At 49.7% G+C, this 14,969-nt stretch carries 9 protein-coding genes; 3 read left to right on the forward strand and 6 right to left on the reverse strand.

The genetic code is table 11. The features are described 5' to 3' along the window. The first annotated feature begins 1 nt into the window (after nt 1). Nucleotides 2-1,753 carry a DUF6044 family protein gene (locus ACYVAM_RS12400; RefSeq protein WP_461067379.1) on the forward strand — a complete coding sequence of 584 codons (1,752 nt, stop codon included), beginning with the start codon at nt 2-4 and terminating at the stop codon, nt 1,751-1,753. A gap of 60 nt (nt 1,754-1,813) precedes the next feature. Here ACYVAM_RS12400 and ACYVAM_RS12405 read toward each other — a convergent pair whose 3' ends face one another. The 5 genes from ACYVAM_RS12405 to ACYVAM_RS12425 form a co-directional block, all read right to left on the reverse strand. Continuing rightward, on the reverse strand, nt 1,814-2,710 hold the full coding sequence (locus ACYVAM_RS12405; RefSeq protein ID WP_461067381.1) for a LysR family transcriptional regulator: 897 nt from the start codon (nt 2,708-2,710) through the stop codon (nt 1,814-1,816). Between the two features lie 134 nt (nt 2,711-2,844). Continuing rightward, nucleotides 2,845-6,492, reverse strand: a complete 3,648-nt coding sequence (locus ACYVAM_RS12410) for an ABC transporter permease/M1 family aminopeptidase (RefSeq protein ID WP_461067383.1) — start codon at nt 6,490-6,492, stop codon at nt 2,845-2,847. A 123-nt stretch (nt 6,493-6,615) separates the two neighbouring features. Then, a complete protein-coding gene (locus ACYVAM_RS12415; protein ID WP_461067385.1) occupies nt 6,616-7,512 on the reverse strand; it encodes an ABC transporter ATP-binding protein in 897 nt (298 codons plus the stop codon). A gap of 596 nt (nt 7,513-8,108) precedes the next feature. Then, nucleotides 8,109-9,920, reverse strand: a complete 1,812-nt coding sequence (locus ACYVAM_RS12420) for a 7TM diverse intracellular signaling domain-containing protein (protein WP_461067387.1) — start codon at nt 9,918-9,920, stop codon at nt 8,109-8,111. Nucleotides 9,921-10,192: 272 nt separating this feature from the next. After that, entirely contained in the window at nt 10,193-10,708 is a 516-nt protein-coding gene (locus ACYVAM_RS12425; protein WP_461067389.1) for a DUF2480 family protein, read from the reverse strand. Between the two features lie 241 nt (nt 10,709-10,949). Between ACYVAM_RS12425 and dnaN the strand changes: the two genes are divergently transcribed. Both dnaN and ACYVAM_RS12435 read left to right on the forward strand, forming a co-directional pair. Continuing rightward, nucleotides 10,950-12,089, forward strand: a complete 1,140-nt coding sequence (gene dnaN / locus ACYVAM_RS12430) for a DNA polymerase III subunit beta (protein ID WP_461067391.1) — start codon at nt 10,950-10,952, stop codon at nt 12,087-12,089. 98 nt (nt 12,090-12,187) lie between these two features. After that, a complete protein-coding gene (locus tag ACYVAM_RS12435; RefSeq protein WP_461067393.1) occupies nt 12,188-13,423 on the forward strand; it encodes a TCR/Tet family MFS transporter in 1,236 nt (411 codons plus the stop codon). Here ACYVAM_RS12435 and ACYVAM_RS12440 read toward each other — a convergent pair. Beyond that, complete coding sequence (locus tag ACYVAM_RS12440; RefSeq protein WP_461067395.1) at nt 13,416-14,912, reverse strand: serine hydrolase; 1,497 nt, start codon at nt 14,910-14,912, stop codon at nt 13,416-13,418. The genes ACYVAM_RS12435 and ACYVAM_RS12440 overlap by 8 nt on opposite strands. Nucleotides 14,913-14,969 lie beyond the last annotated feature (57 nt).

A 14,969-nucleotide genomic window follows, 5' to 3' on the forward strand; every position in this document is an offset into this window, starting at 1 on the left:
TATGCCTGCTCGTTTCGCGACCTCAACGACCGAAAAAACGTATCTTCTCATTGCCATTGGTTTATTGCTGCTCTACGTTTTTCCGTATGTCTGGCTCAATGAAGGTGCCCATCTGACGATCCACGATAACCTGGACAGCGATTTTCTCTACCTATATCTGCTCAAGATCACCAATACAGCGTTCAACTTCGATTTGAACACCCTCATTCCGAACATGATGAGTAGCAGCCCCGATGCTGCTACCTCATTTAGCGGCATTCCGCGTTCTGCTTTCCGAACGGGGCTCAATTTTGAAGTGCTTTCTTTTTACCTGCTCCCCCCCTATTCAGCGCAGGTCGTCAACTTCACAGCTGTTCATGGCATTGGGTTCCTGGGCATGTATATGCTGCTAAAAAGGCATGTTCTACCCGAAACGCACTGGGCACTCGTCCGGGTAGCCATCGCCTTTCTGTTTGCGCTCGTGCCTTGTTACATCGTTCATGGCGCTTCGGTTACGGGGCAGCCGTTGCTGCTGTTCGCCTTTCTGAACCTCTTGAAAAAACAGGATCGTCCGAGCGACTGGCTCATTATTCTGTTCTTCCCATTCTATTCTTTCTTTGTCTGGGCAGGCTTATTTATTTGTATTGCGTTGGGCATTCTTGGGTTGGTCGTGATGATTCGGGCGCGGCAAATCAACTGGGGCTATGTCGTCGGTTTATTTCTGCTTTCGGCGTTGTATGTTGGTAGCGAGTGGGAATTGATTTATGGGTTCATCAACCAGACATACATCTCACAACGGGTCGAGTTCGACTACAGCCAGTTGCGCTCGATGAGACTCGCCGACAGCCTCCGCCGAAGTGCCGATTTATTTGTCTGGCCCATGTTCAATACGGGCGCTTTCTTTACGCTGGGTATTCTGGTTGTCGCTGGATTGGGCGCGTGGCGGGCCTACCGAAAACAGGATATAAAGGCCATGAACTGGCTCATTGGCTTACCTATTCTGGCGGGCCTTATCTGCCTGATTCACGGGCTCTATCACTATTGGGTCGTTTGGCTGGGCGATAGCTCACTGGGCATCAAGTTCCGGGTCTTTCAATTCGACCGGTTTTATTTCCTGCTTCCAACGCTCTGGTTTTTCCTCTTCGCCCTGGCTTTGCGGCAATTTCGGGCCAACAGCCGCTGGGTATACCTCTTTCTGGTAGGGCAGTTTATGCTTATGGTTGTTGCCAACAAGGAGTGGCGCATCAACGTGGGCAAACTGACAGGCTATGTATCCGAAGCTCAACATCCATCATTTCGGGCATTTTTCGCCGAAAAGCAGTTCACTCAGATTCGCAACCACATTGGCAGACCACAATCCGACTATCGGGTCATTTGCCTTGGCATGCATCCGTCGGTGGCGCAATTCAACGGATTCTACACGCTGGATAGTTACCAGAATAACTATCCTCTGCCTTACAAACACGCCTTCCGGAAAATCATCGCGAAAGAACTGGCAAAAGGTACCCATCAAATGCGCGTGTATTACGACGCGTATGCCTGCCGGGTGTATCTCTATACCGCCGAATTGGGCATGAATTACCTGTTTGGCAAAACGCAGCATCCGGCACTGAATCACCTCCAACTAAACACCGATGCGTTAAAAGCACTGGGTGGCCAGTATATTATTTCGGCCGTGCCGATTGGCAATGCGGCCCAAAACCGACTCCACCTGGAAAGCATTTTCACGAATACGGAAAGCTATTGGAAAGTCTGGCTTTACAAAGTGAATTAGCGCTCTTTTAAACCTGTACGGTTTTAGAAACCATATAGGTTTAATGCCGTAACGAAACCTCTATCCCCGCCGGTAATGTTGCCGGGCGAAGCGCATAAAGGTGTCGGCCAGCCCTTCACTAACACCCTGAAGCTGAATTGAATAAAAGTCTCGCTGGATTGATAGCCCCTGTACATCAAGAATTTTTAGGCTGCCCGCCTGTAGTTCATGCTGTACGGCAAAAACGGAAACAAACGCCATACAGCGCGAGCTACCGAGATAGGATTTGATGCTCTCGGTACTGCCCAGGTGCATGTCGATGGTCAAATCCGTGAGTTTCAGCCCGACGCCACGAAGCGCATGCTCGATGACTTCGAGTGAGCCGGACCCCCGTTCGCGTAGTACGATGGGGACCGTTCGCAGTTCCGCCAGCGTAATCTCGTCCCGGTCGGCCAGCGGATGGTCAGCCCGGCAGATGAGGACGAGTTCGTCTTTCACAAAAGACGTATACCGAATATCGCTATGATGGGTCCGGCCTTCCACCAGGCCCAGATCAATGTCATTATTGAGTAATTGCTGCTCGACCTGCTCGGTATTACCCGACGCCAGCGAGATCGCAACATCGGCCGACTGCTCCCGAAAACGGGCCAATACGGGTGGTATCACGTATTGGGCCACCGTGGTACTAGCCCCCACGCGCAACGTCCCCCCCGACTCGCCCTTGAGCGCATTCATATCGAACTCCAGCTGGCGGTAAACACCCATAATGGTTTCGGCATGACCGAGCAGCACATTTCCGGCGGTGGTCAAACTGATCTGGTTACCCCGCCGGTCGAAAAGCGCCGTACCAAATTGGTGTTCAAGTTCCTGAATATGCTTTGTCACAGCGGGCTGCGTCACATACAGTTCAGCGGCAGCTTTGGTAAAACTAAGCCGTTTGGCAACGGTGTAAAAGACATTCAGTCGAAAATCGAGCATGGCACTAGTGAACGTTGAATAACCGGTTAAGCCAGCTTACGAAGCCAAAATACAGACTTATATTACTATTACCCAAACGGCCCGCTATCCTATTTTGTCTAGCGGGCCGTTCGGCGTGGTTATGCATCCAATCCTTACAGCATATCGACCTTCACAAGGTTATCATCCGAAACACGGTCGATCAATTTGTTGTAGGGGTCGATACCGGCTTTTACGGGCTTGCCTTTCACGGTCACTACAATCACGTGCTCGCCGGGGAGCAGGCTGCGTTTCTGAAGCAGGAGAGGCACCTTTGTCGTCAGGCCATCTTTATTTTTGCCGTCGTCGGTCAGCACCGCAATGTCGGCAATAACGGGGCCTTTGCCCTTATTAAGCTCTTTACCCGCTTTGTCATAGTATTCCGTTGCCGTACGAACATGTAAAGTAACTCGGTACTGCCCGTTGCCAAGCGGCTTTGCGTCTGCTTTGGTAATGCGGTTATCGTAGAGCGTTAGCTTCTCGAAATTATCCGTGAGCCAGGGCTTCAACGAGTCGGGCGTGGCTGCTTTCAGAAAACCGTACCATTCCAGTGAGGTCGTAAAGGGCGCTTTCTGACGGAACCGGGCCGCTTTCAGGTAGTCGTTCATGGCTTTATTCACCCGGTCTTCGCCGATGTAATCCTGAAGCGCGTACATCAGCATCGACCCTTTCTGATACCAGACATACGCCCGGGTATCGTTATCGAGCATATTGGCTTCGAACTTATCTTCGTTGGCCCGACCACGCAAATAATTATCCAGACTGTATTTCAGAAACTTAGGCATCGCATCGGCACTGTAGCGTTGCTTGAGCACCATCAGAGCCGAATACTCCGCCATCGTTTCCGAGATCTGGTTAGCCCCGCGCGTCCGGCTGGGCATGATCTGATGGCCCCACCACTGGTGCGCTACCTCGTGGGCTGTCACGTAATAGGCATAGTCCGTTTTGCTGGGGTCGTGAAAGTCACCGACCCAGCCGAACTCCTCCGAATACGGAACCGTGGTCGGAAACGACTGGGCAAAGGAGGCATAACGCGGAAACTCCAATACGCGCAATACCGGGTACGGATAGGGCGCAAAGTTTTTGGTATAATACGACAGCGACGCTTTCATGCTGGCGATAAACCGGTCGATGTTTTTGTCATGGCCCGGATGGTGATACACTTCCAGCGCCACGGTTTGCCCATTAGCTCCGGTCCATTTATCGCGTTTAACGCCATATTTTGCGGAACACATGCTGAAAAAATAGTCGGAGAAACCGGGAAGTTTATACTGAAAGTATTTCCGTGGTTTTCCGTCAGCACCTGCCTTTGTCCAGGTTTTTAGCAGTTCGCCGGGCATAATCGCCGTTTGGTCGGGGCTGGTCGAAATGGTCCCTTCGAACGTGACCCAGTCGGCGTCGTCGGTAAACAGAAAGTCACGTAGTCCACGTGGATCATTTTGAGTGGGTAAAGTCCACTGTTTTATGGGCAATCCGTATTTTTTCCGGTACTTATCGCTAGTCAATTCGTTTTCCTCATTATATCCGAAACCAGGGAAGATGTTGACGTTGAAAAATGTCCCATTGGCAACCACATCCCGGCTATCGCCACTGTTAGAAAAACCGACGTACTGCCCCATTACATTCATGTCCAGTCGAGCCGAGTCGCCGGGGTTCATTCGTTTGGGCAGGCGGTAAATATAGTAGCCAAGCTCGGTGTCGTTCAGGATCAACTTCAGGGCTTTCCCATCGACCAGTAGCCTGGTTAGTTTCCGGTGAAAATTATCGGTCGGGATGGTCAGGTATAAGGAGTCAATCGGTTGGTCGCCCTTATTAACCATCACAAATGCACCCGACGCAAGCGCCTTGAACTCATCTGGATAGACATCGACGTTTACCTTTGCGCTGGTGATTTTAGGTTGCAGCACATAGGCATATTTGTGGTATGTCTTTTCGAAGGTGGCCTGCCGCTCGCGCTGTTCATCAACAGAGTAGTAGTGATTTTTTACACTCACATTCGTATAAATCCAGGCGCCCATACTGACAAAGGCGAGAAGAAGCAGCGCAAAAAGCGCTACGGAAATCCGGCCCATTCGCTGGCGGGCTAGTTGCCAGCGGGCTTTGAAACTAGTGTCGGCACCTCGATTCCAGAACCACAGGGCAAGCACCAGCAGTAGGCCACCAAATGCATACCAGTAGAACCGGAATGACGCAATACTAGCCAGATAATGCCCGAAGCCGTTCATGTCCGAGATCTGAACGCCCCCGCCCGAAAACGGGATCGCCAGCTTGTAATTAAAGTTGGCAAATTGCGGCACTGCCCAGATAATAATATAGACGGCAAGCGTGACAATGTGCCCCACAAACTTCTGATTCACCATCGTATGCACAAAAAACGCCAGCATCACCAGCTGGAAATATTGTGTGAAGGCGATGCCCAGCAGGTCGCGGAAATAGAGCGGGAATTCATAATTGAAATAGCCTTTTACCGTCTGATTCAGGACACCGGATACCAGAATGAGCGCGCACAGCAACAGGCAGATGTAAATCATCGACAGCAGCTTGGCTCCGTAATTCATCCAGTCAGGCACGGGCAGCGCATCGGCAATGGTGTCGTAATGAACAACCTTATCGCGGTGAACGACCTCCCCCGTATAGAAGATCAGGACGATGAGCACAAAGAAGAAAAACGTACCGTTGCGGGCTTCGAGCATGGCATACGTGGTAGGTAACGACGGTGTGCCATAGGTCTCCACTCCGAACCAGCCATCCAGAAACAAAAACAGGACAGCTCCGAGCAAAATGGCAATAAAATAGGGGTCCCGGATAATGTTCCCAAACTCGATCCTGGCCTGACGGAACATCTGCCGGGCGTAGGTGCTCGTTTGAAAAACAGGCGTTGGCGTTGGCAGGCTCGCCAGGGATGGAACGCCCTGCCCCACCACATCGTCTTTCCCCCGCTTGCCCAGTTTAACGGCCAGGAAACGCGGAAAGCTAAACCGCACCAGCGTCAGCACAAATACCAGCAGTGCCACCCCAAACCAGATCAGCCGATTTGTGAGCAGATCGCCCTCCAGCGGAACAAGTAAGGTATTTTGTTCTACCGGTGACCAGTATTTTGTAGCCGCATCGTAGGCATAGGACCCAAAGGGATCGAGCAAATTGACAAGTTGCTTGTTTTCCAGATCCTGCGATAGCGTAGAGCCAAGCAGGTAGGCGATAAACAGCAAAATACTACCGGCATAGGTCGCAAAAACCTGGCGCGAGAAGGCCACCAGACTAAAGAAAATGCTGCCCACCAGAAACATGTTCGGCACCACAAATAGCACGAACGGATACGCATAGTCGCGAAACCGGATGGGACCGAAACGCTCCGTGTTGTCGGCCAGGTTAAAAACAGGTCCCAGCAGCGAACCCACCGCAATGCCCAGCATACCAACAACCATAATGCCCAACAGGACCACAAACGAGCCCATATACCGGCCCAGAATATAGCCTCGTTCGGTAATGGGAAAGGTGAAAAAGTAGTTTTTGGTGTTGTGCTCGATGTCCCGGTAAACGGGTACACCCATCACCGCCGAGGCTACCAGCATGCCAAAAATGGTCAGCACAACCACAAACTGGCTAATGGCGTAAGGGGAATTTATGTTCGTTTTCTCCGACGCGGGGCCGTTTCCGTAAATGACAAACAGAAACGTAAAGAGAAAAAGAATGAGAGCGTAGAGATACGTAGCGGGTCTTTTCAACCGATACGCCAACTCAAATTTAAAGATTTCGAGGAACATGGGGTTGCTAGTAGTAGGAGTGAGAAACGAGTTTGACAGAGTGTCGAGTTATCAGACCCGACATGAATTACTGACGCACGCGTGTCGGGTCTGAGGACCCGACACCACAGAAACTACATCTACTCACACCGTAACAACATCCATTTTCTCCGTGATCTTGGCAAAGTACACATCCTCCAGATCGGGCGAAACGGGCTCGAAATTAGCCAGAGGCAAGTCACTGTAAGCATGAAGACGAGTTTTGCCCCCTTTGAGCTGGGTTGAGATCACACGGTGCGTTTTCCGATACGAATCGATCTCCGATTTTTCGACGAAGGTCTGCCAGATCTTTCCTTTCAGATCAGTTACCAGATCGTTCGGATTGCCCGCGGCTACGACTTCACCGAGGCAAATGATGGCCATGTCGGAACACAGGTTTGTTACATCTTCAACAATGTGCGTCGACAGGATAACGATGGTATTTTCGCCAATTTCGGAGAGCAGATTGTGAAACCGGTTGCGTTCGGCAGGGTCCAGACCGGCCGTTGGCTCATCGACAATAATGAGTCGAGGATTGCCGATAAGCGCCTGAGCAATTCCGAATCGCTGTTTCATACCGCCCGAATAGGTACCAAGATTTTTCTTACGAACCTGATACAAATTGACCTTCTGCAACAGTCCCTCCACAATATCTTTTCGTTCCCGACTGTTGGCAATCCCTTTCAGTGTAGCGATGTGATCGAGCATTGTCTCAGCCGTTACGCGTGGGTAAACGCCAAATTCCTGCGGCAAATAACCCAACACCCGGCGCACGGCATCTTTTTGTGTCAGCACATTTAGCTCAGTGTCCAAACCCATTAGCCGAACGCTGCCGCTATCGGCTTCCTGTAGGGTAGCAATTGTTCGCATCAGGCTTGATTTACCAGCGCCATTTGGGCCCAGTAAGCCGAACATTCCCTGCGAAATAGTTAGTGTTACACCTTTTAACGCTCGGACACCGTTGGAATACGTTTTTGTGAGGTCTTTGATTTCGAGTTGCATACAGAAGGAAAGGTGAGCATTTGGTTTGTAGGAACAATAAACAAATATGTTAAATGCTTTTGAATATAGAACCAAACTTTCGCAGACGGTCATAATTGACGCTAAAAGGCAAAGCGCCCATGGCCCCCGCTAGGATACCGCCGGTGAACGCATTCATCGACAAAACCGATACCGCCCGGCCTCCCAGAAGCAGCCACTCAAACCTCACGAAAATTGAGCTTCCACCGGGACTATAATTTCCGACAATTAGTACGAAAAAGAGCCACCAACGGTTTGATTCGCTGGTGGCTCTGATGCAGCCCTGCATGAGTAGTCAGAAAAGTGTGGATAAAAGCTTTTTCCGTAAGACTACAGCAACTAAGAGGATAAAAAGAGAAAGGCACTCTGCACTAAGTGGGTATAGTTTATATGGGCAAAAGCGTGCCAGAAGGTTGGTCTAAACACAGTGCAAATGAATACTTTCCGCACAACAAGGCCTAAAAAAGACTGTAGACAAAGTGTGTACACCTAGTATAAAACACTGTCTGTCAAGCCACTAAAATTGCCAGATTTGCGCGACCGGGTAGCTGTACGGTATCAAGAATGGTCAAAGCCAATCATTGATCATTGGGATTTGCGAGGACATCCGGTTCAGGAATAGCCATTTTTTTGTACAATCGCGTCTTGGCCCGACGCACGCTGGCCGGATCGATGTTGAGCAATGCGGCAATTTCTTTAGTCGAGAGATTAATGTGAAAATAGGCATAGAGCCGTATTTCATATTTGGTCAGATTAGGGTGTTTGGCCAGTAGATTTTCAAAGAAATCAGGGTGTACCTGTTCAAAATGCACTTTAAACTTTCCCCAGTCGGCGTCCAGGTAGAGGTTACTTTGCAGGAGCGACTCGATGCTTTTCAGCCCCTGTTGCCTTACGTTTGGATATTGCTTGTTCAACTTGAGTAGCTGTGCCTTCAATCCGGCAAGCATCTCGTTTTTCTGAACAAGGTACAAGGTTGTGGATGCCAGTTCCCGCTGGTTAACATCCAGCTTTTCCTGCAATAATTCATTCCTGGTTTTCTCGTGCTGGATATCGGCGCTAATTTTTTGATTTTCTAACTCGGTCAGCTGGTGCCTTAGCTCCATTTCCCGAATATTGAACTCAAGCTTCTGAGCCTCTATTTTCCGGGTGGCAAGTTCTCTCTGAATGTATTTAGTGCGGGCCACCAGCGCTATCGAGAATGATAGGGTTTGCGAGATAATACTTAAATCGGGCAGAATTGACTCCTTGTCAAAAATTGCTGTATTGTTTAGAATCATGACCAAATGGCTCAATACAATAGCCAGCATAAACAGTAATGGCAGCATATTGGCCAGCAAAAAAGGAGTGGCTGCGGGAAGTTTCCGTAAATAGCCTATAATGCAGGTCCAGGTACTGGTTCCAATCAGGATCAGCGCCAGCATATTGTGATAACCCAGGGTATAAGGTTCCAGGTAAAATAGCCAGCTATTGATAGCCACCAGAATAACTGTAATGAATGCATAAGCGTATAAGCCATACTTCAGCATAAAATCCAGACGGGGTAGCGTCGTTGCGGTGTTCAGATACGTGCGCGTCGATTGGACAAGCCAGTAAAGGATGAGTACAATGCTGAAGTGCTGTAACACATCCGTGAGATCAAAATAGTACATATCGCCATTAGCCCACACGTCAAACGTGAATACCGGACATGGAAGAATGGCTTCAATAAACCGTTTGTAATACGTAATGTAAATCATGGCCCCTATCTGCCCAATCAGATAGTACAGGACAATTTTATCCTTAAAGCTGAAATAGATAAACAGGTTATTGAGGAAAAACAGGCATAAAATCGCCAGCGTAGCAATCCAGGTTACCAGTATGAATTGCTCATTGTTATCTGTTATCGTCTGGCTCTCAATAGTAATCTGTGGTTTGATGGCTATAGCCCGATGCAGCAGGTGCAGGTCGGCTTTGACATATAGCGTTGTTTCAGCTCGTTTCTCTGCAACAAAAGGCATGGCTTCCCGGTAACTGCCTCTGCGATGTTTATCATCGGGAACGTATATACCTGTTTGTTGACTAACCCAACGCTGGTTATTGGTGTCGAAGACGTATAACGTATTTTTGAGCGAAGGTTGCAAATACAAGTTATAGGGCTCATTATAGTGTGATGAGTTAACCACCACAATCTTGATCCAGAAACGATTGGCGCTGGTCATCCGGAGCGAATCGCCAGTTATAAAGTGAAGAGTTGTATCCGCGCGTACTTTATCAAGTGTATAGCCACGGTCAGGTAGTACTGCATACGTTTTAATCTGTGCAGCCGGATGATCACTTGGTGTTCGTACGGATTGAGCACAGCCCGCTACCGTAGCCAGTATGAGAATAAAAAGTACAGTAATTTTACTCAAGTGAGGTCGATCAATTAATACTTGTTAGCTTAGCTAGCGGCTTTAGCGTGGGTAAAATCAAAGCTTATTTAGCCAACTTCATATACCATTAACAGTAAGTTAAAAGTGCATAGCGATCTACTGTCACCATGCACTTTATCTATAATCCATTTTGATTATTATTTGTTATCTTTTTCTACAGTCTAGTTACCCGACCTTTAATTTCTGTAGAATTACTCTATTCGTCTACCTATGTCTTTTGTCGAAGAACTATAAACTCATGTTTATGGTACTCACTTACTCTTCGGACGTTTGTAGAGTGGAACGGTACTGCAGGGCTCCCCAAAAAGCAGACTTTGTACTACGGGCCGCAACACCCGTGTGATTTCTACATAAGCCGCCGTTGGCACGGGTACTTTAGAGCATCCTTTCACAACAACACGCGCATCCCGATAATCTTCGGGCTGGATGTTGGCAATCGCTTCATAGTATAGTTTCTCTTCCAGATCAGCCAGCGTACCGAACACGATGGTATGGGCAACCGGTTGCAGTTGTAACGTCAGTAACATATACGCCCAGGTTGGCACAATGGCGTCTTCGGTACAGGTAATGGCCACGTTTTTACCAGCATATTGGCTCCAGTCATGTTCCTTCAGAAAGGCACGAAAGTCTTTTTCTTTCAGAATCAAACCCATGTACAGGTTGTCTTTCAAGTCATAAACGACACGCTCGCCAGGGTGGTAATATTCTTCCAGATCAAGCGTAACAAGGCCACTACCGGCGACACGATTAACGATTTCAGCTTCCATAATTAGTACGATAATATCCTCTAAACAGCCGGTAACGGCAGCCCGTTCACTACTCGCCCAATACAATTAGCCATCGGTAAATAACCCGCTTAACAGTCGGCTTTTTTTGCTACTTTTGTTCCTATATATCCAAAACTTTTGCCGGGAGCCTTGCAACGGTTCTTCGACCTGGTGAACAGCGGTAGTGCGACACTCGGCAACGGTACTGGTCTCATCAAAAAACGCCTTAGACATCTCTCACATGAAATTTATAGTTTCCTCGTCTGTACTGCTGAAAAACTTACAGCATATTAACGGCGTCGTGGCAACGAATCCGATTGTACCTATCCTCGAAAACTTTTTGTTTCGTATTGACGTGAGTCCCGAAGCCGCCGGTGGAACACTTACCGTAACAGCTTCGGACCTGCAAACAACGATGACGACGCAGATTCCGGTAGAAGCCAGCGAAGGCGGTGCCATTGCCATCCCGGCAAAACTACTGCTGGACACGCTGCGTAGCCTACCCGAACAACCCGTTACGGTGAATATCGACACCGATACGTTTGGCACCGAAATCCTGACGGACAACGGCCGGTACAAACTTTCCGGCGAAAACCCGATTGATTTCCCGAAACTGCCGACGGTCAACAAAAATATGTCGGTCGATATGACATCCGACGTATTACTCGGCGCGATTAACAACACCGTTTTCGCGACCAGCACCGACGACCTGCGCCCGGCCATGACAGGTGTGCTGTTGCAACTGAACGAAGACAACGCCACATTCGTCGCCACCGACGGCCATCGGCTTATCCGGTATCGCCGGACCGACCTGAACTCGTCGGCCAGCACGTCGATCATCATTCCACGGAAAGCCCTCCAGTTATTGAAGGCGTCGCTGCCCGAAAATGTACCCGTTACGGCGGAGTTCAGCCAGGCCAACGCATCGTTCAGCTTCGGACCAACACAATTGATTTGCCGCCTGATCGACGAGCGCTTCCCGGATTATGAAAACGCGATTCCGACCAACAATCCGAACGTGATGACTATTGGCCGGACTGATCTGCTTAACTCACTGAAGCGGATTATGATTTACGCCAACCGGACAACACATCAGATCCGTCTGTCGCTCAAAACAAATTCGTTAACCATCTCGGCCGAAGATCTTGACTACTCCAACGAAGCCAATGAGAAGCTCCTCTGCGACTACGACGGCGACCCGATGGAAATTGGGTTCAATGCTAAACTGATGGCTGAAGTGTTGAGCAACCTGAGCGCCAAAATGATCACGCTCGAAATGTCGGCCCCCAACCGGGCGGGTCTTCTCATTCCGGCTGACAAAGAAGAAAACGAAGATATCCTGATGCTGGTGATGCCAGTCATGCTGAATACATACGCTTAAAAAAGAATGATGAATGGTGAATGATGAGTGATGAATGATTTCCTAGCCAATCAGGTATCATTCATCACTCATCATTCGCCATTCATCATTCACTCTTTATGCCCACTCCTTCTGTTTCCACCAAGCGCGGCCCCGCCCTTGTTTTCATTTTCATTACACTCCTCATTGATGTAACGGGGCTCGGAATTATTATCCCGGTATTTCCGAAGTTGATCGAACAGCTTATACACGGCAACATTAGCCAGGCGGCAAGCTGGGGCGGTTGGCTGTCGTTTTCCTATGCGGCCATGCAATTTCTGTTCTCGCCGATTCTGGGTGGACTGAGCGACCGTTTCGGACGTCGTCCCGTGTTGCTGTTCTCCCTGTTTGGCTTTGGTCTTGACTATATCCTTCAGGGTTTTGCCGCCACCATCGAGTGGCTCTTTGTCGGTCGTTTACTGGCGGGGATTACAGGGGCTAGTTTCACCACCGCTACGGCCTACATTGCGGACATTAGTACACCCGAAAAGCGAGCGCAGAATTTCGGACTGATTGGAGCAGCGTTTGGTGTAGGCTTTATTCTTGGCCCGGCCGCTGGTGGCTTTTTAGGGCAGTATGGCCCGCGCGTGCCGTTTTTTGTGGCGGCTGGCCTGACAATGGTTAACTTCCTTTATGGCTTTTTCATTCTGCCCGAGTCACTTGCTCCTGAGAACAGACGCCCTTTCAACTGGCGACGGGCGAACCCAATTGGTTCACTGATGCGGCTGGGCAAATACCCGGTCATTCTGGGTCTGGTGGCGTCGCTGGTGCTGGTGTACATTGCGGGCTTTGCCGTGCAGGGAACCTGGACGTTCTACTCCATGGAGAAATTCAAGTGGGACGAGAAAACTGTTGGCTTGTCGCTGGCAGCCATTGGTCTCTCATTTGCTATTGTGCAGGGTGGTCTGAGCCGGATCATTATCCCGAAACTGGGACAGCAACGGTCAGTTTATGTGGGCCTGATGTTCAGTGCGATTGGTTTCCTGCTGTTTGCCATCGCCACGCAAAGCTGGATGATGTTTGCCTTCATGATGGTGTATGCCATGGGCGGCATTGCAGGCCCGTCTATTCAGGGTATTATCTCGAACCAGGTACCCGCCAACGAGCAGGGCGAATTGCAGGGCGCGTTGACCAGCCTGACCAGCACAACCTCTATTTTCGGGCCGCTCATCATGACAAATCTGTTCTCGTTCTTTACCTCACCCGCTGCCCCAGTCTATTTACCGGGAGCCCCCTTTTACCTGGCCTCCCTGCTGGTGGTAATCAGCGCTTTGCTGTCCCGGCGCGGACTAAACCGCAGTTTGGCCGCTAGTTGACTTTTTTGAAGTCCATGCCTTCGAAAACCAGGGTATCGACTTTCCCCAGCGTATTTAAACTGAATTGGGCGATAGCCTTACCGTACCAGGCTTTTTGGTAAGGGCCATAAAACGTATCGTAATGCCAGTGCGGCAGGGTTGCATTCAACGAATTGTCGTTCACATTGATCGCTAACTGGTTGCCAGCAACGCTGACTTCGACCTTACCATAAAGCGGGCTGGTATACATTCCCGCGTATTGGCTAATGGGTAACGACGGCGAGGTATTGGGAACGCGCTTGCTGTCGAAACGCTTCTGGGCTTTCTTACCATCTTCCCTGATTTTTGAATAAAGCGTTTTGAACTCAGCACTCCAGTCGCGGTTACCGCCCAGCGCAAACCAGTCGAAGGCTTTGTACATCAACGCATGGCGAAGTTCGGCATGGTCGTAATTGCCAAATATATAAACGCCCAGTTTCTCTTCGGGCAATTGCCCGGTTATGGCGGTCAATCCTGACAGGCTACCCGTGTGGAAATTTACCTTTCTGCCTTTGTAATCATGCTGATACCAGCCCAGGCCATACGTGCGCCAATTGGGTTTCAGCAGTTGCATTGTTGGGTATTCATCTTCAGGAAAAAATGTTTGTGGCGTAAAGATTTCAGCCCAGGTTTCGGGTTTGAGCAACCGACCGCCTTTGTATTTGCTACTATCGAGCATGCAGATAACCCATTTACTGATATCGTCGGCCGATGACCAGACCGCCCCCGCCGACCCGACCTCGCTATCAGCACCGTACTCGATGACCCTGATGGTATCGTTGATGGCATAATGCGGCTTTGTCAAATTGGCATCGGTGATATAGCCTCGTTTGGGTGCCGTGCGGGTCATACCCAGCGGTATAAATAGCCGCTCTTTTATGGCTTCGGCCCACGTCTTGCCCACGATTCGCTCGATGATCCGGCCTGCGGCTGAATAAAACGTGTTCTGATAAACGAATCCGGCGCGAAACGGGTAACTGGGCTTTACCATTTCCATACGCCGGAACATCTCATTGGCGGGAATGGTCATGGCACCGGTCATGAAATCCGTACTGCCAACGCCCGTATCATGAATGAGCAGATCACGAATGGTGAGCGCACGGGTTACGTACGGATCATACAACTGAAGTTCGGGCAGGTACTTAGAAACCGGATCGTTCCAGGCAAGTTTTCCCTCATCGACAAGCATACCGATGAGCGCAACAGTCATTGCTTTTGTGGTCGACGCGCAGGCAAAGAGCGTCTGTGTATCAACGCGTTCCGGCTTACCCAGTTCGCGTACGCCATACCCTTTCTTGAAAATAACCTGATTATCCTTGACAACAGTGATCGAGAGGCCGGGCACGTCCCACTGTCTGCGGGCGGTCTCCACATAGGCATCGAATTCCTGAATCTGTTTGGGTGAGATCTGCTTTTGCGCCAAAGCAGTAAACGTAGTACTCGCCAGGATCAACAGAAGTACTTTCCTCATGAAGTAAGATGAATAGAGTGCGTAGTCAGACGGTTCATATAGCGTTGACTACGCAAT

It is taken from the genome of Spirosoma horti, assembly GCF_054776595.1.